We start from the raw sequence: 21,979 nt of genomic DNA on the forward strand, positions 1-21,979 counted from the left end.
GGGCTGCATGGCGGTAATCGGGAATCAGGCCTCGCGGCGCAAGGCGATCAAGGCCGTCGCATCGTGACCGCGCCGTGGCGCTGCGTCCTGATCGGGTCGGAACCGTTGCTGATCGAATGCGGGACGATGCTGCGGGAGCGCGGCCATCAGGTGGCAGCCATCGTCAGCCGGCGCGCGGAAATTCGAACATGGGCGGCGACGCTCGGCATTCCCGCCGTCGACGCCGCTCGTGACCTGCACGACGCGGGGTCGGATGCGTTCGACTATCTGTTCAGCATCACCAACCTGTCGGTGCTGTCGCCCGACATCCTGGCGTTGCCGCGCGTCGCGGCGATCAACTTCCACGACGGGCCGCTGCCCGGTTATTCAGGACTGAACACGCCGGTCTGGGCGCTCCTGAACGGCGAGACACGCCATGCCGTGACCTGGCACGCGATGACCGAGCGCGTCGATGCGGGCGACGTCCTCGCTACGCGATCGTTCGACATCGACGAGGGAGAAACCGCGCATTCGCTCAACACCAAATGCTTCGCCGCCGCGATCGAGACGTTCGGCGAGCTGATCGACGGGCTGGCGCGTCGTACGCTTGTCCCCGTGCGCCAGGCTGCAGTCGCAGGCCGCTATTTCGGTCGCGACGCCCGCCCGCCCGCCGCAGCGACGATCGACTGGAACCGTCCCGCCGAGGACATCGTCCGATTGCTGCGCGCGCTCGATTTCGGCGGCCACGCCAACCCGCTCGCCGCCCCCAAACTCCGGATCGGGGACCGGATCGTCCTGATCGGCGAGGCGGTCGCGGAAGGTCGTTCCGGGCAAGCGCCGGGCGCCGTCGTTCGCGCGGATGACGCCGGAATTGTGATCGCGACCGCGACCGACGATCTACGCCTGACACGCCTGACGACTCTGCAAGGCGCACCGCTGACCAGCGGCGAAGCCGGGCTCGCGCCGGGCATGCGCATCCCCGCGCTGGACGATGCCGCCGCCACCACGCTGTCGCAGCTCGATTCCGCCATCGCCCGCTACGAACCCTGGTGGCGCAGGCGATTGGGCTCACGCAATCCGTTGATCCTGCCGGTGGGCCGGGTCGAGGGACCATCCTCTTCCGAACGCGTCGGGACGGCGGACCTTGCGCTGCCGCCCGGCGCGACCGCGCAGACAATATTGGCGGCGGCGATCGCCTGGCTCGCCCGGATCGCGGACAAGGCCGCGTTCGATGTCGGCTTCACCGATCCGGTGTTCGCGGCGCGCTACGCAGGCGCGGAGCCGTGGGTCGCGCGCCAGTTGCCGCTGCGCGTCGACATCGCCTTCGATCGCGGGCTGGACGCGTTGCGCGACGCCGTGGCGGCCGACGTGCGCGACATGCACCGCCGCATCGGCCATGCCGCAGACCTGTTCGCACGCTGCCCGGAACTGCACGGCGTCTCCGCCGACCTGCCGGTCGCGGTGACGATCGTCGATGCGCTCGACGATGCGACCGCGACCGCGGACCTGACGATCGCGATCCGGTCGGACGGGCGCGCCTGCCGCTGGCTGTACGCCGACCGCGCGCTGGATGAACGGCGCGTGCGGTCGCTGCAGGACGGCTTCGCGACGCTGCTCGCCGCTGCGTTCGCTGCGCCCGATCATCCCGTCGCGACGCTGCCGCTGGTGCCTGATGAGGTTCGCAAGCAACTCGTCGACCATTGGAACGCGACCGCGGCCGACTGGCGCGACGACGCGTGCCTGCACGATCTGTTCGTCGAACAAGCGGTGCGCACGCCCGACGCGCCTGCGGTCACCAGCCGCGGCGTCACTCTGTCCTATGCCGATCTGGACGCGCGATCGAACCGGCTCGCGCGGCATCTGCAGCAACTGGACGTCGGCCCCGACGTGCTCGTCGGGCTGAACGTCGAACGTTCGGTGGACATGCTCATCGCGCTGTTGGCGATCCACAAGGCCGGCGGCGCCTACGTCCCGCTCGACCCGGCCTATCCGTCCGACCGGATCCAGCACATGATTGCGGATTCGCGCGCGCAGGTGATCGTCACGCAGGCCGCGCTCGCCGGAAAGCTGCCGCGCACGCAGGCGGCGATCGTCTGCATCGACGTCGACTGGCCGCTGGTCGAACAGCATTCCGCGACGCCGCTGCCCGCAACCGCGCGGCCCGATCATCTGGCGTACGTCATCTACACCTCTGGTTCGACGGGGGTGCCGAAGGGCGTAGTGGTCGAACACCGCAACGTCGTGAACTTCTTCGCCGGCATGGACCGCGTGATCGAACCCGGCGGGACGTGGCTGGCGGTCACCAGCCTGTCGTTCGACATTTCGGTGCTGGAGGTGTGCTGGACGGTCGCGCGCGGATGCCATGTCGTGGTGGCGACGGGCGAGGAGATGAAGGCCACCGATGCGCCGGTGAAGCGCCCGGTCGAGTTCAGCCTGTTCTATTTCGCCAGCGCCGACGGCGGCAGCGCGGCCGACCAGTATCGCCTGCTGCTGGAGGGCGCACGCTTCGCCGACACGCACGACTTCGCCGCGGTGTGGACGCCGGAGCGGCATTTCCACGCCTTCGGGGGCCTGTATCCCAACCCGTCGGTCACCAGCGCCGCGATCGCCGCGGTGACCAGCCGGGTGAAAATCCGCGGCGGCAGCGTCGTCGTCCCGTTGCACCATCCGGTCCGCGTGGCGGAGGAATGGTCGCTGGTCGACAATCTGTCGAACGGTCGCGTCGGCATCGCCTTCGCCTCGGGCTGGCAGCCGAACGATTTCGTGCTGCGGCCGGAAAGCTTCGCCGACAAGAGCGCGGCGCTGATGAATGGCATCGACACGGTGCGCGGGCTTTGGCGCGGCGAGAAGCGCGCGTTCCCCGGACCGCTGGGCAAGGATGTCGAGGTCGCGATCTACCCGCGCCCGGTCCAGCCCGAACTGCCGTTCTGGATCACCTCGGCGGGCAACCCCGACACGTTTGCTGCGGCGGGACGCGTCGGGGCCAACATCCTGACGCATCTGCTGGGCCAGACCGTCGACGAGCTCGCCGCGAAGCTGGCGGCGTATCGCGCGGCGTGGCGCGAAGCGGGCCATCCCGGCGAGGGGCACGTGACATTGATGCTGCACAGCTTCGTCGGCGACGACGCCGCTGCGGTGCGCGTAGCGGTGCGCCAGCCGCTGACCGATTACCTGCGCACCTCGACCAATCTGGTGAAGGAATTCGCCTGGTCGTTCCCCGCGTTCAAGCGCCGCCCCGGCATGGCCGAACCCGGCGCGCAGATCGACCTTGGCGCGCTCGACGAAGAGGAACTGGCGGCGCTGCACGATTTCGCGTTCGAGCGTTATTACGAAACCGGCGGGCTGTTCGGGACGCCAGCGCAATGTCTGGCGGTGGTCGATCAGGTCCGCGCAGCGGGCGTCGACGAGATCGGCTGCCTGATCGATTTCGGCGTGCCCGCGCAGCAGGTGCTCGACCATCTCCCCGCGCTCGACCGGCTGCGTCGCCTCGCCACCGCGCCCGCGCCGCGGGCCGAGGATGAGACGCTGGCCGGGCTGATGCGCCGACACGCGGTGACGCACCTGCAATGCACACCGTCGATGGCGCAGATGCTGGTCGGGGACGAGGCCGCACGCCCCGGTCTGGCCGCGCTGCGCCAGTTGCTGGTCGGCGGGGAAGCATTGCCGCGCGCGCTGGCGGGCGAACTGACCGCGCTGGTCGGCGGATCGGTGCACAATATGTACGGCCCGACCGAGACGACGATCTGGTCGGCGACGTACGCGGTGGACGACGCGCCGGGCGCGGTGCCGCTCGGCCGTCCGCTCGCGAACCAACAGATCTACATCCTCGACAGCCGGCAGCAACTCGCGCCGCCGGGCGTGCCGGGCGAGCTGGTCATCGGCGGCAAAGGCGTGGTGCTCGGCTATCTGCGCCGCGCCGAACTGACTGCGGAACGTTTCGTCGCGCATCCGTTCGACGCCGAGGCGCGCGTGTATCGCACCGGCGATCTGGCGCGGTTGCGCGACGACGGCGTGCTCGAATTTCTCGGGCGGCTGGATCATCAGGTCAAGATCAGGGGCCACCGAATCGAACTCGGCGAGATCGAAGCGGTGCTGGCGAGCCATTCCGCGGTCCGCCAGGCCGTCGTCACCGTGCGCGAGGATGATCCGGGCGACGTGCGGCTGGTTGCCTACTTCATCGCGTCGACATCTGCGCCGCCGCCCGCCGAGCTGCGCGACCATCTGCGCGCGCGGCTGCCCGAATTCATGATCCCGGCTCATCTGGTCGCGCTGCCCGCGTTCCCGCAGACGCCCAACGGCAAGATCGACCGCGCCGCGCTGCCGAAGCCGGAGGGCGTCGTGATCGCGGTCGATCATGTCTCGTTCGTCGCGCCGGCGGATGGTCTGGAGGCGAGGATCGCCGCGGTGTGGGCGGACGTGCTCAAACTGCCGAAAGTCGGCACGCGCGACAATTTCTTCGATATCGGTGGCCATTCGCTGCTGGCGGTGCAGGTCCATCGCCGCTTGCGCGATGCGCTCGACCGACCGTTGCCGCTGACCGACATCTTCCGTTTCCCGACGGTGGAGACGCTCAGCGCGCATCTGTCGACCACGGGCGGCGACGATGCGGCGGTGCGTCAGGGTGAGGCGCGTGCGGTCGGACGGCGGGCGGCGCTGCAGCGGCGGATCGGCCTGCGGCTGGCCCCGGCCGCGTCGGAACGGGGGTGAACGGCATGTATCAATCGGGCAACGACTTTGGCGATTCTCCCGACGCGGCGATGGACACCGATATCGCGATCGTCGGCATGTCGTGCCGTTTCGCGGGCGCGCGGTCGGTCCCGCAATATTGGGCCAATCTGCGCGACGGGGTCGAATCGATCGCGACCTATGCCGACGACGATCTGGTCGCGGCGGGAGTCGAGCCTGCGCTGCTCCGCGATCCGCACTACGTCCGCGCAGGCGCGCCGATCGAGGACATGGAGTGTTTCGACGCCGCGCTGTTCGGCCTGTCCCCGCGCGACGCGGCGATCATGGACCCGCAGCATCGCCATTTCCTGGAATGCGCGTGGGAGGCGCTGGAAAACGCGGGCCATACCGCGGAGCGTTTCAACGGCGCGATCGGGGTGTTCGGCGGATCGGGCCACAACGCGTATTTCGCGAGCAATCTGCTGACCAACCCGAAGCTGGTGCGCGACGTCGGCCGGTTCCTGTTGCGGCACACCGGCAACGACAAGGATTTTCTGACCACGCGCGCGTCGTACCTGCTCAACCTGAAGGGCCCCAGCGTCAACGTGCAGACCGCCTGTTCGACCTCGCTCGTCGCGGTGCACATGGCGGCGCAGAGCCTGCTGAACGGCGAATGCGATATGGCGCTGGCCGGTGGCGCATCGATCGAGCTGCCGCATCGCCAGGGCTATCTGTACGAGGAGGGCGAAATCCTCTCCCCCGACGGCCATTGCCGCCCGTTCGACACTGAATCGCAGGGAACGGTGTTCGGCAGCGGCGTCGGGCTGGTGGTGCTGCGCCGGTTGAAGGACGCGCTGGACGACGGCGACCACGTCTATGCCGTGATCCGCGGCTCGGCGGTCAACAACGATGGGTCGGAAAAGGTCGGCTATCTCGCGCCCAGCGTCGATGGCCAGGCGGGCGTCATCACCGAAGCGCTGAGCATCGCGGACATCGCCGCGGACACGATCGACTATGTCGAGGCGCATGGCACCGGGACACCGGTCGGCGATCCGATCGAGGTCGCGGCGCTGACGCAGGCGTTCCGGCGCGACACCGACAAGGTCGGCTATTGCGGGATCGGATCGGTCAAGGCGAACATCGGCCACACCGACACCGCCGCGGGCACCGCGAGCCTGATCAAGGTCGCGCTGGCGCTGCATCACCGGATGCTGCCGCCTTCGCTCAATTACACCGCGCCCAATGCGGCGTGCGATTTCGCGACCAGCCCGTTTCAGGTGAACGCCGTGCTGAAGCCGTGGCGGCGGCACGGCGACCAGCGCCGCCGCGCGGGGGTCAGCTCGCTCGGCGTCGGCGGGACCAACGCCCACGTCGTGCTGGAGGAAGCGCCGCAGCGCGGCCCGACCAGCCCGAGCCGGACGCACCAGCTGATCACAGTGTCGGGCAAATCGGCGCGCGCGCTCGACGCCAACACTGCGGCGCTGGCTGATCATCTAGCGGGCGATGCGGCGGTCGATCTGGCCGACGCCGCCTATACGCTCAGCGTCGGCCGACAGCATCTGGGCCGCCGCCGCATCGTCGTCGCCAGCAGCGGCGCCGATGCGGTTGAGGCGCTTGCGACGCCCGCGCGCATGTTCACCGGCGACGCGATCACCGATCGCGCCGCGGCGTTCCTGTTCTGCGGCGCGGGGTCGCAATATGCCGGCATGGGCGCGGGGCTGTACGAATCGGAACCGGTGTTCCGCGATGTCGTCGACGCTTGCCTTGCGCAGACCGACGCGCCCGGCGGCATCGGACTGCGGCGCTGGCTGTTTCCGACGCCCGCAGACATGGATCGGGCGCGCGCCGAACTGGAACGCCCCTCCGTCGCGCTGCCCGCCTTGTTCATCATCCAGGTCGCGCTGGCGCGGTTGTGGATGTCGTGGGGCGTGCGGCCTGACGGAATGATCGGCCACAGCTCGGGCGAATATGCCGCCGCGCATGTCGCGGGCGTGTTCAGCCTGACCGATGCGCTCGCCATCGTCGGGATGCGCGGCAAATTGTTCGAGACGCTGCCGCAGGGCGGAATGCTGAGTGTGCCGCTGTCGGAGGACGAACTGCGCCCGCTGCTGGGCGACGATCTGTCGATCGCGGCGATCAACGGCCCCGAACTGTGCATCGCCTCGGGCACCACTGAAGCCATCGCGCGGCTGGAGGCGGAACTGACGGCGCGCGAGATCGAAAGCCAGCGCGTCAGGATCGCGGTCGCCGCGCATTCGCCGATGCTCGATCCGATCCTGCAGACGTTCCGCGACGGCCTGTCGCGGATGCGGCTGGAACCGCCGAAGCTGCCGTTCGTGTCGAACCTGACCGGCACGTGGATCGCCCCGGCGGACGCGACCGATCCCGAATATTGGGTGCGCCACTTGCGCCAGACGGTCCGCTTCACCGACGGCCTGGCGCAATTGCTGACCGATCCCGACAAGGTGCTGCTGGAGGTCGGGCCGGGGCGCACGATGTCGTCGCTCGCGCGGCAACACCCGGCGCGCGCGAAGACCCAGCCGGTGCTCAATTCGCTGCGCCACCCGGACGAGACCGCGGCCGATCTCGGCTATCTCCTGACCACGCTCGGCCGGTTGTGGACGCTGGGCGTGCCGGTGAACTGGGGCAGTTTCTGGATCGACGAGCGGCGGCGGCGCGCGCCATTGCCGACCTATTGCTTCGACCGCGAGCGTCACTGGATCGAACCGGGAGCGGCGCTGTTCCAGGCCGAGCCGTCGCTCGACGAACCGCTCGAACGCCGCGCCGACATCGCCGACTGGTTCCATGAACCCGTCTGGCAGCGGACGTCGCGTCCGCGAACCGCGATGCTGAACGGCGCTGCGTTGGTGTTCGAGGATCGCGCCGGCCTTGGCGCGGCGTTGGCGAAAAGCCTCCGCGGTGCCGGACGGAACGTCGTGACCGTCCGCGCCGGGCGTCGCTTCAAGCCGTGCGGACCCGACGCCTTCGCGATCGATCCGGCGAATCCCGCCGATTACCGCTCGCTCGTCGCCAGCCTTGCGGCCGATGGCCGGTTGCCCGAACAAATCTATCACTGCTGGCTGGCGACGGGCCGGGATCGCGGCGGCGACGCGATGCGCGAGGCCGCGGCGCTGCAGGATCGCGGCTTCTACAGCGTGATGTTCCTCGTCCAGGCGCTGGCCGAGGAGGATTCGGACGCGCGCACTGAAATCGCGGTGATCTCGGACGGGATGCAGCGCGTTTCGGATGAGGCGGGGCTGGTTCCGGCCAAGGCCACGGTGCTCGGCGCGTGCCGCATCGCGACCGCCGAAAACCCGCAGCTGAACGTGCGCAGCATCGACATCTCGCTTCCCGGTGCGGCCGGAATGACGCGCATCGCCGATCTGCTGATCGCGGAAGTGGCGAGCGGGGACACCGCGGCGGCGGTCGCGTATCGTATGGACGAACGCTGGGCGCAGTCCTTCACCGCGGTTTCACGCACCGATCGCGCGCTTACCCACGATCCGGCCGCGGGGCGGCTGCGTGAGGGCGGCGTCTATCTGATCACCGGGGGTCTGGGCGGAGTCGGGCTGGCGATCGCACGCCACCTTGCCGACATCTGCGGCGCGCGGCTGGCGCTCGTCGCACGCACCACGCTGCCGCCGCGCGCGACGTGGGACGAACATCTCGCGACGCGCGCGCACGACGACCCGGTCAGCACCCGGATTCGCGAGATTCTGGCGATCGAAGCCGCCGGCGGCGCGGTGCTGTCGGTGGCCGCCGACGTCTGCGACGCGCGCGCGATGCGCCGCGCCGTGCGGCAGATCCGCGATCGCTTCGGCCGGATCGACGGCGTCTTCCATGCCGCGGGCGTACTCGACGACGGCCTGCTGCAAGGCAAGACGCGTCAGGCCACCGCCGCGGTCATCGCCCCGAAGCTGTACGGCACGCTGGCGCTCGACGCGGCGTTGCGTGACGACCGGCCCGATTTCATGCTGCTGTTCTCCTCGATCAGCGCGTTTGCGGGGCTGGTCGGGCAGGTCGATTACGCCGCAGCGAACAGCTTCCTCGACGCGTTCGCGCAGGCGCGGCACGGCGATCCGCGAATCCGCGTCGTCTCGATCGGCTGGAGCCAGTGGCAGGAGGTCGGCATGGCCGCCGCGCTGGCCGGTCACGATGTCGCGCCCATTGGTGCTGGCCGCGCGCTGGACCATCCGCTGCTGGACGCCATCCATATTGTGTCGGCGGACGAGACGGTCGTCACCGCGACGCTGTCGCCCGGCACGCACTGGCTGCTCGACGAACATCGCCTGGCGGACGGCAGCGCGCTGATCCCCGGCACCGGCTTCAACGAAATCGTGCGCGCCGCCTTTGCCGAGATCGCGCCCGGTCCAGCCGAATTGCGCGACGTGATGTTCGTGACGCCGTTTGCGGTCTCCGACGGATCGGCGCGCGACCTGCGCGTGCATTTCCGCCGCCGCGACGACGCCTGGCGTTTCGAGATCCACGGCCGCGCCGCCGCCGCGACCGACGGCTGGGTCGAGCACGTCCGCGGGCAGATCGCCGCGCAACCCGCCGGGGGCGTCCGACATCTTCCGCTGGATGCGATCCGCGAGCGTTGCCAACGCCCCGCCCCGGCAGCGATCGGGGCCGACGCTTCGCCATTCCTCCGCCTCGGCCCGCGTTGGCGCAACGTCCGCGACTTCGCGCTGGGATCGAACGAGGCGCTGCTGCGGCTGGAGCTTCCCGCAGCGTTCCACGGCGACCTCGATACGATCGCGCTGCATCCTGCGCTGCTCGATTTCGCGACCGCCGGAGGGCAGTCGCTGATCCCCGGCTACGATCCGCGCCAAGAGTTCTTCGCCCCGATGTCCTACGGTCGCATCCACATCGCCGCACCGCTCCCCGCGACGATCTTCAGCCACATCCGCTACCGCGCCGATGCGACGAACAGCGGTGCGCTGGCGGTGTTCGACGTGACGCTGACCGACGAGGCCGGGCGCGTGCTCGTCGACATCGCCGAGTTCACGATGATCAGGATGCGCGATCCCGCGCTGCTGTCGGGAACGGTCGCGGCGTCTCGCCCGGCACGGACCGTCGCGCCTCAGGTGTCGGCGAACAGCCTGACCCCGCAAGAGGGCCTGCGCGTGCTGGACCGGATTCTGACCGGCGATCCGGGTCCGCATCTGATCGTCTCGCCGCAGGATCTGGCGCCCACCATCGCTCACCTGCGTGCACCGCCACGCGCCGCGGCGGTGCAGGCGGCCGGCGACATGGCGGACGAAGACGCGCCGCGCACCGCCACTGAACAGATTATCGCCGGGATGTGGGGCGACATGCTGGGCGTCGCGCAGGTGCGCCGCGGCGACGATTTCTTCGATCTGGGCGGGCATTCGCTGCTCGCGGTCCAGTTCACCAACCGGCTGCGCAAGCAGACCGGCAAGACCCTGCCATTATCAGCCCTTCTCGAGACGCCCACGGTCGAGCGGCTTGCCGCACTCATCGATCCCGAAGGCGCCGCATCCGCCGCTTGCGGACACCCCCGCGTGCAGGCGGCGGATGCGGATCATGCCATCACCGAACCAGTACCGCCGGGCGTTGTGACGATCCGCGCCGGGGGCGCGAAACCGCCGTTGTTCCTGGTGCATGACGGGTTGGGGGAGACCTTGCTCTATCGCAGCCTGGCGCTGCGCCTGTCCGCCGATCACACAATATACGGGCTGGAACCCGGCCGCCGCCCCGACGGGGCGTATTTGCATACCAGCATCGAAGAAATGGCGTCGGCCTATGTCGATCGCATCCGCCGCGTTCAGCCCGACGGGCCGTATCTGCTCGCCGGATTGTGCGCGGGGGGCGTGATCGCGTTCGAAATGGCGCGGCAACTGCAGGATACCGGCGCGGCGGTTCCGCTGGTCGCGATCTTCGACGCCGCCGATGTGGAGGCCGCCAAGCGACCCCTGTTCATCATGCGATCGCGGCTGGACCGGGTGCGGGCGCTGCTTGGCGGAGGCGACGCGCAGCGTGCGTCCTTCGCGTCGGTGGCGGGCGCGGTGCCCGAACTGATCACCCGCGCCGCCAACGCCGCGACGTGGGAAGTGACCTCGCGGTGGGAACGGATGCGCCGCGCGCGAATCGTCGACCGGATGCGCGCCCCGCCGGAGGAAAATCCCGCCCCGTCGCTGCTCGATTTCCTGCAACTCTACGAGGTCGCGCACAGCGCCCACCGTCCGCGCGGCCTGTTCTCCGGCGGGGACGTGGTGTTGTTCCGCGCGACCACGGGCAGCGGGGCGGAGGACGACATTCCGTTCGCGGAACGTTACAGCGATTGCATCCTCGGCTGGGGCAAACGGGTCGCCGACGACGTGGCGCTGGTGGTCGTTCCCGGCGGACACACCAGCATCCTGCAGGAACCGCACGTCGACGTCCTCGCGACCACGCTGCAACAGGCGATCGACCGCGCGCTGGCGCGGTGGGCGTCGCAGGCCGATACGACGCCGACCGCCGCGCCGTTCGAGAAATCGCTCCAGACGCCCATGGCGGCGACGTTGTGAGCACGCCGGCGATGCACGTCGTGATCGTCAACTACCGCACCGGCGCGCTGGTGGTCGATTGCCTGAAAAGCCTGGCGGTGGAGGTGGCGGCGACGCCGGGACTGCGCGCCACCGTGGTGGACAATGCATCCGGGGACGGATCGTGCGGGGTCATCGCCGCCGCGATCGCCGCGCACGGCTGGGGCGAGTGGGCCGATCTTTTGCCGTCGCCGGTCAACGGCGGCTTTGCGTGCGGCAACAACCTGGCGGTGCGGGTCTTGCTGGATCGCACCGATCCGCCGGACCTGTTCTGGCTGCTGAATCCCGATACCCGCGTCGTGCCCGGCGCGGTCCGGGCGCTGAGCGATTTCCTGCGCGATCACCCGGAGGCCGGCATCGCGGGCAGCGCGCTGATCGAGGGCGACGGCGTTTTGTGGCCCTATGCGTTCCGCTTTCCGACGATTTTGAGCGAGACGGAGCGCGGCGCGCGCCTGGGCGCGGTGTCGCGCCTGCTGGCCGGTCGCTCGGTGCTGCGCCGGATGCCGCCGGTCGCCGCGCCCGTCGATTGGGTGTCGGGCGCCAGCATGGTCGTTCGGCGCGCGGTATTCGAATCGGTCGGCCTGATGGACGAATCCTATTTCCTGTATTTCGAGGAAACCGATTTCTGCCTGCAGGCGCGCAAGGCGGGCTGGCAGACCTGGTACGTCCCGCACGGATCGGTCGTCCATATCGCCGGGCAGAGCACCGGGCTGATCGACGGGCAGCCCGTCGCGGCGCGCGTCCCGCGTTACTGGTTCGAATCGCGCCGGCGATATTTCGTCAAGAACCACGGCCGCGCTTATGCGGTGCTGGCGGATATCGCCTGGGCCGTAACGCATCTGATGTGGCGCGCACGGCGCCGCATCGCCGCGCGCGCGGATGACGATCCGCCGGCGCTGCTGACCGATTTCCTGCGTCATTCGGCGATCGTCGGGGGGTGACGCTGCGGACCGTCGATGCTGATCGTCGCATCCGCGCGATCGAGTGCGCCGCGCCGCTGTCGCTATGGTTGCTGGACCTGACGATCGCGCCGTCTGCGGACGAACGCGCGTGGCTGTCGCCATTCGAGGTCGAGCGCGCGGCGCGCTTTCATGCCGAACGCGATCGGGCGCGGTACGTCGCCGCGCACGTCGGCTTGCGGATCGTCGTCGCAGCAACGTGCGGCATCGACGCCGCCGCGCAGCGGTATGTTCGCGGCGTCCACGGGAAATGGCGGCTCACCGATCGTTCGCCGTGCCGCTTCAACCTGAGCTACGCCGGCGACATCGCCTTAATCGGGATCGCCGAAGACCATGAAATCGGTGTCGATGTGGAGGTGGAGCGCGTGGTCGATGATGCCGATGCGCTGGCCGCGATGTACTTCAACGCCCGCGAGTACGACACCTATCGCAAAGCGGGCTCGAGTCCCGCCGCGTTTCTCGGCGCGTGGACCCGCAAGGAGGCGTGCCTGAAGGCGCTCGGCGTCGGGCTGCAGCTGCCGCCGATCGAGCTCGACACCGGGCTTAGCGGCGATTGCCTGGTCGTCCACGGCGGCAGCCGGATCGACGTCGGGTCGTTGCGGATCGACGGGCTGGTGGCAGCATGGGCGCGCGTTCGCTGAAGCCTTAGTAAGCAGAGCGTTGCAGCAGCACCGTCGCCCCCGTACGCGCCAGAATGTAGAGGTCGAACCAGATCGACCAGTGATCGACATAATACATGTCGTGTTCCAGCCGCCGCACCAGTTGATGCTCGGTCGTCGTCTCGCCGCGCCAGCCGCACACCTGCGCCCAGCCGGTCAGGCCCGGCTTCACCTTGTGCCGCGCGGCATAGGTCGCCGCGACGTCGGCGAACAGCTTGCCGCCCGCGCGCGTCGACGGGGCGTGAGGACGCGGTCCGACCAGCGACATATGGCCGAGCAGCACGTTGAACAATTGCGGCAGCTCATCGATGCTGGTGCGCCGCAACAATGCGCCGACGCGCGTGACGCGCGGGTCACGCCGTTGCGCCTGGACAACCTCGGCCGACGGCGGCGACAGATGATAATGCATGGTGCGGAACTTCAATATGTCGAACGACTGGCAGTTGAAGCCCTCACGCGGCTGCCGGAACAGCACCGGACCGGGCGAGGTCAGCTTGATCGCCAGCGCCACGATCGCCATCACCGGGGTCAACAGCAGCAGCGCGGCCAGCGCCAGCACGACATCCTCGATTCTCTTCTGCAGCCGCTGCATGCCGCTGAGCGGCTGTTCCAGCAGCGTGATGACCGACAGTCCGGCCATCGACGTGATCGGCCGCCGCGCATAGGCGAACCCCGCCTTGTCGGGGGACAGCCTGATCTCGACCGGGGTGTTGGCCAGCGCCACCACGATCGCGCGCAACCGCTCCTCGTCGGACCACGGCAACGCGAGGAAGACCTTGTCGATCGCCCCCGCGCGGATCGCAGCGACCAGTTCGGCGATCCCCCCGAAATACGGCAAGGGCAACGCCGCCGCTTCCTCGGCCGAAAGCGGTATGTCGCCGAAGAAGCCGACCAGCGACAGCGCGAGGTCGTCATTGTGCGCGACATAGTCGGCGAGATCGACGCCCTGTACGCCGGTGCCGATGATCGCGGTGCGGCCATCGAACGCGCCGGCGCGCTTCAGCGCGCGGACCGCCGGGATCAGCAACGTGCGCGCGACGGCGACTGCGGTCGCGCCCGCGACGAACCACAACGACATGACGAGCAGGGATCGCTCGACCACCGGGTTCAGCGCAAGCGCCAGCGCCACGATCGCCAGCACGGTGCTGAGCCACGCATTCGCGACCTTCGGCCAGGCGCGCTTGAAATACAGCAGGCTTTCGAAGTCATAGGCGCCGGTGACCTGCGCGATCCCGGTGTAGCAGATCGCCGCGATCGGCAGGATGCGATCGATCTGGTTGGTCAGGCCGATCGTATCCAGCAGCAGGCTCGCGCCCGCGATCGCGGCGATGTCGGTGGCCCATGTCGCGATCGACATCAGTCCGATCGGCACCGCCATGCGCGCGCCCGGCAGCGGCGCTGCCGCCGCCGCGCGCTCGTCGGGCGTATCATCCATGTCTCGCCTGGCGAGATGCACGATATCGCCCGTCATGGCGCGTCCGTTAGCCGAGGCCGATCGTCAGCTTCCCGCCACCAGCGCGAGCTGGCGCTCCGGCGCATGCACCGGCAGCATCCCTTCGCGAATGACGTGCGCGATCATGTGCGCGCGGTTGCGGGTCCGCGTCTTCAGCCGCACGTTCTCGACGTGACGCTCGACGGTGCACGGCGCGATATCCAATTCCTGCGCAGCTTCCTTGGCAGACATTCCACAGGCGACGAGCCGTAACACCTGCGCTTCGCGACTAGTTAATTGCGTAAGTTCAACGACGTGCCTGGACATATCGGTACCCCCCATATGAAAATCAGAGTCAGGAAGAAACACCCCGCAACGGATAATCGCGAAAATCGGGCATTCCGTCGCCTGTGCTTTCGAGTACCTACTTTCGCGGCATGCACGATCGATTCGTCGGGTAACGGCAACAAATAGGTAACGGCGCAATAAGTATAGCCTGCGTCCCAAAGCGAAACATTTCTCTCCGGGGCGGAGCGCGCAGTTGCGCGGACCACTGGTCGGCGATTATTTACAATCGGTGATTGATGCGGAGCGCGACGACGTGGATCAGGCGTCCATGAATCCGTTCTCGATCGCATAGGCCACCATGTGCGATCTGTTGCGCGTGCGCGTCTTCAGCCGGATATGGTCGATATGACGCTCGACCGTCCGCGGCGCGATGTTCAATGTTTTGGCGATTTCCTTCGCCGACAATCCCATCGCGACGGATTTCAGGACTTCGCGTTCGCGAACCGTCAGCCAGTCCCGTACCGATCCGATATCATCGTTCACGGCGGGGGCTCGGCAAGATGGAGAGTCGCACGCGTAAAGTCCTTTCTTTCGCCGATCAGCTTACGCTCTTACGGTTACGATCCCATCAACGACGTCGACCTCACGGCGTCGACTCCCAAATCGCCGTCGCATAATGATCTGCATTCGAAAACCATTGTCTCGCCGGCGGCAGTTCGGCGACGCGCCGCATCCAGCCGCTCCGCTGCAGCACGACTTCATGCACCGGATTGACGTAAGCGATGCGCAACGGCGGAAGTGGTGCGGGCGCGCCCAGCGCGGCGCGTTCACGATCGGCGGCTGCGCCTTCGATGACCCGCGACAGCACGCCTTCTCCGAACGCGTGAAACATGTAGAGCAACGTCGTATCGCCAAGCGAGTGAGCGGCGGCGTCTCCTGTCACGATCCGGATGTCGCGCCCAGCCAGCCGGCTTTCCCGCCGGTTCCGTTCCGCAGCCTCGGCCAGCCACGGGATCAGCTCGACCCCCACCGCGCGGCGCGCGCCCAGCCAGCTCGCGGCGAACACCACGCGGCCCAGCCCGCACCCCAGATCGGTCACGATATCGTCCTTCGACAGGTTCGCGGCGCGCAGCACGCGAAAGACGTCGCGGTACGACGACGGGATGTAGTGCGCCCGCCACTGGCCGCTGTCGTGTGCGCCGTCTGCCGGATGATAACCGAACGTCCGCACGCCGAGCCGCCGGTCCCATAATTCGTCGGCGGGTTGCAGCGTCCGCGCGCGCAGGTTGCTGCCGGACAGGAACCGGCTCATCGCGCTATGCTCCTGTCGTCGTCTGCGGTCTCCGCCGTCCGCAATGCCGCGATACCGGCGTCCATCTGCGCTGCGGCGATATCGAGCATCGCATAGCGTCTGCGATAAAGTCCGCGCTTGCGCGGCGGGATCGCGTCCGCCGCGCGACGGCGCGGAGTTATCGGCAACTCGAAAGTTCCGGCGTCGATCCGGATCGCGCCCCTGGTCGTCCAGATCGTGTCGTAATTGGTGGAGAACCCTTCCGCTTTCGCCCCGAAATAGCGGTCGCGATGATGACGGTGGCTGTCGGAGACGAGCAGGATTCGTTCGACCCCGATGTCGCCACAGAACATGCGGAACAACTCGACCATCAGATCCTGTGGCCGGATACCATGCGCGATGTGGGTCAGCGTCCGGAAGATGTCGAGCGTACCGGGCTGGTTGCACCCCTGGATCGCCCCGACATAGGCCAGCAGGCGGCCGTCCTCGCGCCGCAGGGCGAAGGCGATCGAGAACAATCGATGGTCGCCCGAAAAGATGCTGAGCACCAACGGGCCTTCGCGTTTCAACCAGCACGCTTCGTCGACCACCAATCGCAGGCCGCCCAGGATGCCGTCGAACCGTACGATCTGCAGCATCTCGCCCGCCGCAGGCCAGATCGGCAGCCGCAGGCCGGCCATCGTTTCGTAATGCGCCGACACCTTGCGCAGCCGCGTGGCGGCATTCCAGGCAGTCGATTGATAGGGCCGGGTGACCGCATCGAACATGACAGAATTCGGCGCCGTCGCGCGTCCCAGCGCGCTGCCGGGCAGGGCGGTTCGCATCGGCCACAACAGTTCCTGGTGCCGCCATCCTACCGCGATGAATCGCAACCGTTCGGGCAGGCTGGCGATATGGCGATCTTCGATCACCACGCGCGATTGCTGCCACAGCCATCTGGTGTAGACGATCGAGGCGCCGACGGCGACGATCAACGGGACCATGTTGAAGGCGTTGAGCAGCGCGGACGAACCGACCGTATTCGACGGCATCGCTATGACCTTCACTCCATCGCCATGAATCGGTTGAGTTTCGTCTGGAACGGCCTGATTTGTCAGGCGCATTCTAGCGTGCCGACGATGCCTCGCCATGATGAACACCACGTACTGCAATTTCAGCGGATCAGCGCGGCCAGCACGGCTGCATTGCGGTTCACGTCGTGATCTTTCCGCACGCGCGCGCGGCCGACCGCCGCCATCGCCCGGAGTGTTTCGGGCGGACGGTGCAGCGCCGCGCGCATGGCGCCGGCCAGCGCCGAAGCCGATCCGGCCGGGATCAGCCAGCCGACCTCCGCATCGACCAGTTCCGGAATCCCGGCGATCGCGGTGGCGATGACCGGACGACCCAGCGCCATCGCCTCCATCAGCACGACCGGCAGCCCTTCGGCGAAGCTGGGCAGGGCCAGCGCCCGTGCGTTCAACAGTTCGCCGCGCACACCGGCGGCATCGCGCCAGCCCAGCAGATGCACATGGCGCGCCAGCCCCCGCGCTTCGATGGCGGCCTCCAGCGACGCGCGCAGTTCGCCGTCGCCGACGATCCGCAGTGAAAAAGTTTCGGTCCGCGCGAGCGTCTCGGCCGCTTCCAGCAGCAGCGGAATACCCTTTTGCGCACTAAGCCGGGCGACGCACACCAAGGTGTTCGACCGCAGGCCGGGGTCGTCGTCGATCGGAGCAGCATGGAACGTGTCGGCGACGCCACAGCGCACCATTCGGATCTTCGGCCAATGCGCCGGGTCCGACCAGCGCATCAACTGGCTGCAGCCATAGTGCGAAATCCCCACGACGAAGCGCGCGTCGGCGATCTTTTCGGGCAGCAACAGCGCGCGCGGCGCGTCGAATTCATCCGGCCCGTGCACCGTCACGCTGAACGTCACTGCGCCAAGCCGGCTCGCCAGCCGCGCGATCGTCGCGGGATTGGTGCCGAAGTGGACGTGGACATGGCGGACACCCGCGGTCTCCATCATTTCCACCAGGCGACACGCTTCGATGAAATACGCCAGTCCGCGAATGACGCCGGTCGATTCCCGCTCGGCGATCGTCAGGCGCAGCGTCCGCAAGAATCGCCCGGGCGCCTTGATCAGGCGCGCGCACACGGCCGCGATCATCGCGCTTCCCAGCAGCGTCAGCGTCCTGTTCGCCTCGCGCTGATCCGCGGGATCGACCAAACCTTCGCTCGACCGGCGAATGGTGATCCGCAGGACGTCGAACCCCAGCCGCTCCAGTGCTGCGATTTCGTTGCGGATGAAGGTGTGGCTGGTCTTGGGATAGCAATTGGTGAAGACCGCCACGCGCTGTCCGGCGCGCGACGCCTGATCCCCGGTCGCCGGCTGGCCGGGCGCACGGGCGGTGCACCGCGCAATCTCATCGGCGTCCGGCATGCGCATGTCGTCTGGCGCTCCCCCAAGCATACGGCGCGCCGTGCATCACGCCCGCCCGCCGCCATCTGCATCAGGGATAAGAACCGTCGTCTGTCGCCGGAAGGTCAATTTCGGGCCAACATCGGCGTAATCGGATAGGTGCGATGCCGATGTTTGCGATACTGATGCGCAGGATCGGCGAAGCGGCTCAGCCAGTCCAATGAAGTCAGGCCGCCGCCAGATCCTCTGCGGTCGCGTCGGCCAGGCTGGTCCCGTCCAGAATTCGCGCGGTTTCATCGCGCACGCGCAACATCGCGTGGCGGATCGCGCAATCGGCTTCGCTCTTGCAATCCTTGCATGAACGATAGGCGGTGCGGCTGACGCACGGGACGAGCGCCAATGGTCCCTCGATCACGCGAATGATCTCGCCCAGCGACACCAGATGCGTCGGGCGCGACAGGCAGTAACCGCCCATCTTCCCGCGATGGCTGTGGAGCAGCCCGGCGTCGCGCAGATCAGCGAGGATCAGTTCGAGGAATTTGCGCGGGACGTTGGCCTCCATCGCGATCCGGTTCATCGGGATGGGCGGGGATGCGGCAGGCGCGCGAGCCAGGAAAAGCATGGCCCGAAGCGCGTAGCGGGAACGCTGCGTCAACATGATATTCTATCCTATGCACGCGGATTATGGCGCGCGAAAGGCGGGTCTTTCGTTTTGCTCGCAATATCCTTATATCGGTTCGGTCGGACGGGATTTTCCCGGCCCGAATATGGCGATAAATTGCGGCGTAGACTAGGCGCAGCGGACCCGGGGGCAGTACCCGGCGACTCCACCACCACGCGTCCTTTCAGGGCGGATGATGATGGGGTCGAACTAGGATCGACGTGTGTTGAAAGGCGCAGCTTTCGCTCGGAATGGGACCACCGCAACGGCCCATTACACAAGTGCCAACGATAACGAAGCACTCGCGATTGCGGCGTAACTGAGGGCCTAACGGCCTGATGTTACTCTAAAATAGCGCGGTTGGACCGCACCGGGCAACAGAAGCGGATTCCAGCGGTACGGGGGACACCGGGCAACAGAAGTCCCCCACTCGTTATTTGCGCGCTCACGCGCGTGAGACGGCGCCAGCCCGCTCCCCACCCGACCACCCACAGCGTAACCTGAATGGGTGGTCGGGAGGGGGAGCGGGCTGGCGCCGTCTCGATCAAACTAAGCGTCGATGCTGACCCCCAGCGATGCGTTCACCAATCCGCCGTCGACCGTGATCGTGTCTCCGACCACATAGTCGCCCGCGCGCGAGGCGAGGAAGATCGCCGCGCCCGCCATATCCTCGTCCACACCGATCCGGCGGGCGGGAATGCCCTTCGCCACGTCGTCGCCGTGATCGCGCGCGGCGCGGTTCATTTCGCTGGCGAACGCGCCCGGCGCGATCGAGGTGACGTTGATCGAATCGGTGATCAGCCGCGCGGCGAGCCGCTTCGTCAGATAGATCAGCGCCGATTTCGATGCGTGATAGCTATACGTCTCCCACGGATTCAGCCGCTGGCCGTCGATCGAGGTGATGTTGATGACCTTGGCGGGTTGCGCGGGCGTCCCCGCGGCCTTCAGCAACGGATGCAGCGCCTGGGTCAGGAAGAACGGCGATTTGACGTTCAGGTCCATGACCTTGTCCCACCCGCTTTCGGGAAATTCCTCGAACGGCACGCCCCACGCCGCGCCCGCATTGTTGACCAGGATGTCGAGCCGGTCCTCATGTTCGGCGAGCTTGGCGGCGAGCGCCTTGCACCCGTCGACGGTCGATACGTCGTGCGGCAGCGCGATGCAGTTCGGCCCGAGCTTGGCCGCGGTCTCCTCGCACGCCGGGGCCTTGCGCGAGGAGATGTAAACCTTCGCGCCTGCTGCGATGAAGCCCGCCGCGATCATCTTGCCGATTCCGCGGCTGCCCCCGGTGATCAGCGCGACACGCCCGTCGAGGCGGAACAAGTTGGTGGTGTCCATCGTCGTTAATCCTTGGATGTCTGTGGAGGCCTGGATGCCAGCGCGTCGTTGACCTCGAGCCAATAGCCGTCGGGATCGCGCAGAAAGATCTGATGCACGCCGTCACCGCGTGACGAACCGATCGCGCCGACGCGCCCGGCGAAGTCCGTGTAGGAAATGCCGCGTTCCTTCAGTGCCGCGACGACCGGAGCCAGATCGGCGGTGGTGATCGCAAGATGCACCGAACGATCGTCGGCGACCGGCGCGCTCCGCACCCCCAACAGATGCAGCGCGACGCCGTAGCCGAGATCGAACCAGCGCCGCCCCGCCACCGGTGAAGGTATCTCGCGCAACCCGAACAGCGCGACATAGAAACGTGCGCTCGCGTCGACATCACGCACATGGATCGCGACGTGATCGATCCGTGCGGTCGGCGGCGCAGGCGTCTGCGCCACGGCCCCGGGGGCGACGAGCAGCAGCAGCGGAGCAAGGACGATGGCGCGGTGCATTGCGGCGTCCCTTACCCCCCGCGCTTCATCGTTTCGCGCGCGATGATGATCTGCTGAATCTGGCTGGTGCCTTCGTAGATGCGGAACAGGCGGACGTCGCGGTAGAGCCGTTCGATCCCGTAATCCGCGATATAGCCCGCGCCGCCGAAGATCTGGACGGCGCGATCCGCAACCCTGCCGACCATTTCGGACGCATAATATTTCGCCGCGGCCGATTCCATCACCACGTCCTCGCCCGCATCCTTCCGCCGCGCGGTTTCGAGGACCAGCGCCTTGGAGACGAGCGATTCGGTCTTCGAATCCGCGATCATCGCCTGGATCAGCTGATGCTCGGCGATCGGCTTGCCGAACTGCTTGCGCTCCGCGGCATAAGCGACGCAATCCGCGATCAGCCGCTCCGCCACGCCCACGCACACCGCCGAGATGTGCAGCCGCCCGCGATCGAGTACGCGCATCGCGATTTTGAAGCCCTCGCCCTCCGCGCCGAGCCGGTTGGCGGCGGGAACGGGCACGTCGTCGAAATTGACGTCGGCGACCTTCGCGCCCTTCTGCCCCATCTTCTTTTCCGGCTCGCCGATCGACACGCCGGGCAGATCGCGCGGCACCAGGAAGGCGGAAACGCCGCGCGCTCCCGCTTCCTCGCCGGTGCGCGCCATGACGGTGAACAGGTCGGCCTTGTCGGCATTGGTGATGTAGCGCTTCGTGCCCGACAATCGGTACACATCGCCGTCTTTCACCGCGCGCGCCTTCACCGCGCCCGAATCGCTGCCGACATCCGGCTCGGTCAGCGCGAAGCTGGTGATGATCTCGCCGCTGGCGATTTTCGGCAGCCACTCAGCCTGCTGTTCGGGCGTGCCCGACATGACGAGCGCCTGGCTGCCGATCCCGACATTGGTGCCGAACGCGGATCGGAACGCCGGCGTCGTCCGTCCCATCTCGATCGCAACCCGCGCTTCCTCGTACATGGTCAGGCCAAGCCCGCCATGCTCCTCCGCAATCGACAGGCCGAACAGGCCCATCTCGCGCATCTCCTGCACGATCGCATCGGGGATCGCGTCATTCTCCTCCACCGCGCCCTCCAGCGGGCGGAGCCGTTCGGCGACGAAGCGCCGGATGGTGTCGAGAAGCGCGTCGAAGGTTTCGGTGTCGAGGGCCATGGCCAACCGCTACCGCCGCGGTGCGAACGCCGCAACCCGCCAAACCCGAAATTCGAACATGGGATAATTGACGCGCTTGCGCGCCATACTATGCTACCGAAAACGACAAGCAGGAGAGT

The 21,979-nt window shown here is 67.7% G+C and carries 14 protein-coding genes and 1 other RNA gene; 5 read left to right on the plus strand and 10 right to left on the minus strand.

The window, feature by feature from the left end; genetic code table 11:
* The first annotated feature begins 63 nt into the window (after positions 1–63).
* The 4 genes from M0208_RS13600 to M0208_RS13615 are packed head-to-tail and all read left to right on the plus strand — an operon-like array spanning position 64 to position 12,792.
* Positions 64–4,686, plus strand: a complete 4,623-nt coding sequence (locus tag M0208_RS13600; RefSeq protein ID WP_258892213.1) for a MupA/Atu3671 family FMN-dependent luciferase-like monooxygenase — start codon at positions 64–66, stop codon at positions 4,684–4,686.
* A gap of 5 nt (positions 4,687–4,691) precedes the next feature.
* On the plus strand, positions 4,692–11,174 hold the full coding sequence (locus M0208_RS13605; RefSeq protein WP_258893260.1) for a type I polyketide synthase: 6,483 nt from the start codon (positions 4,692–4,694) through the stop codon (positions 11,172–11,174).
* Positions 11,171–12,133 carry a glycosyltransferase family 2 protein gene (locus tag M0208_RS13610; RefSeq protein ID WP_258892214.1) on the plus strand — a complete coding sequence of 321 codons (963 nt, stop codon included), beginning with the start codon at positions 11,171–11,173 and terminating at the stop codon, positions 12,131–12,133. The genes M0208_RS13605 and M0208_RS13610 overlap by 4 nt, the downstream gene beginning before the upstream one ends.
* On the plus strand, positions 12,130–12,792 hold the full coding sequence (locus M0208_RS13615; RefSeq protein WP_258892215.1) for a 4'-phosphopantetheinyl transferase superfamily protein: 663 nt from the start codon (positions 12,130–12,132) through the stop codon (positions 12,790–12,792). Before M0208_RS13610 ends, M0208_RS13615 begins: the two co-directional genes overlap by 4 nt.
* Positions 12,793–12,796: 4 nt before the next feature.
* Here M0208_RS13615 and M0208_RS13620 read toward each other — a convergent pair whose 3' ends face one another.
* The 7 genes from M0208_RS13620 to M0208_RS13650 form a co-directional block, all read right to left on the minus strand.
* Positions 12,797–14,281, minus strand: coding sequence for an undecaprenyl-phosphate glucose phosphotransferase (locus M0208_RS13620; RefSeq protein WP_258892216.1), 1,485 nt, complete (start codon positions 14,279–14,281; stop codon positions 12,797–12,799).
* A gap of 27 nt (positions 14,282–14,308) precedes the next feature.
* A complete protein-coding gene (locus M0208_RS13625) occupies positions 14,309–14,584 on the minus strand; it encodes a helix-turn-helix transcriptional regulator (protein WP_309547036.1) in 276 nt (91 codons plus the stop codon).
* Positions 14,585–14,848: 264 nt separating this feature from the next.
* The gene (locus M0208_RS13630; protein ID WP_258892217.1) at positions 14,849–15,073 is read right to left on the minus strand and encodes a response regulator transcription factor; all 225 of its coding nucleotides are present in this window, start codon (positions 15,071–15,073) and stop codon (positions 14,849–14,851) included.
* A gap of 100 nt (positions 15,074–15,173) precedes the next feature.
* A complete protein-coding gene (locus M0208_RS13635) occupies positions 15,174–15,842 on the minus strand; it encodes a hypothetical protein (protein ID WP_258892218.1) in 669 nt (222 codons plus the stop codon).
* The gene (locus tag M0208_RS13640) at positions 15,839–16,852 is read right to left on the minus strand and encodes a VirK/YbjX family protein (protein ID WP_258892219.1); all 1,014 of its coding nucleotides are present in this window, start codon (positions 16,850–16,852) and stop codon (positions 15,839–15,841) included. The genes M0208_RS13635 and M0208_RS13640 overlap by 4 nt, the downstream gene beginning before the upstream one ends.
* Before the next feature lie 122 nt (positions 16,853–16,974).
* Positions 16,975–18,237 carry a glycosyltransferase gene (locus M0208_RS13645; protein ID WP_258892220.1) on the minus strand — a complete coding sequence of 421 codons (1,263 nt, stop codon included), beginning with the start codon at positions 18,235–18,237 and terminating at the stop codon, positions 16,975–16,977.
* Between the two features lie 205 nt (positions 18,238–18,442).
* Positions 18,443–18,874 (minus strand): Rrf2 family transcriptional regulator, encoded by a 432-nt coding sequence (locus M0208_RS13650; protein WP_258892221.1) that lies wholly within the window; start codon positions 18,872–18,874, stop codon positions 18,443–18,445.
* Positions 18,875–18,917: 43 nt separating this feature from the next.
* Here M0208_RS13650 and ssrA point away from each other — a divergent pair.
* Positions 18,918–19,308: a transfer-messenger RNA gene (ssrA, locus tag M0208_RS13655) on the plus strand.
* A 118-nt stretch (positions 19,309–19,426) separates the two neighbouring features.
* On the opposite strand, the gene M0208_RS13660 is transcribed toward ssrA, so the two are convergent.
* The 3 genes from M0208_RS13660 to M0208_RS13670 are packed head-to-tail and all read right to left on the minus strand — an operon-like array spanning position 19,427 to position 21,860.
* Positions 19,427–20,215: an SDR family oxidoreductase gene (locus M0208_RS13660; protein WP_258892222.1), complete on the minus strand. Its 789-nt coding sequence runs from the start codon at positions 20,213–20,215 to the stop codon at positions 19,427–19,429.
* A 5-nt stretch (positions 20,216–20,220) separates the two neighbouring features.
* Positions 20,221–20,703, minus strand: coding sequence for a VOC family protein (locus M0208_RS13665; protein ID WP_258892223.1), 483 nt, complete (start codon positions 20,701–20,703; stop codon positions 20,221–20,223).
* Positions 20,704–20,714: 11 nt separating this feature from the next.
* Complete coding sequence (locus M0208_RS13670; protein ID WP_258892224.1) at positions 20,715–21,860, minus strand: acyl-CoA dehydrogenase family protein; 1,146 nt, start codon at positions 21,858–21,860, stop codon at positions 20,715–20,717.
* Positions 21,861–21,979 lie beyond the last annotated feature (119 nt).

The organism is Sphingomonas sp. SUN019 (genome assembly GCF_024758705.1).
In the GTDB taxonomy this organism is placed as follows: Bacteria; Pseudomonadota; Alphaproteobacteria; order Sphingomonadales; family Sphingomonadaceae; genus Sphingomonas.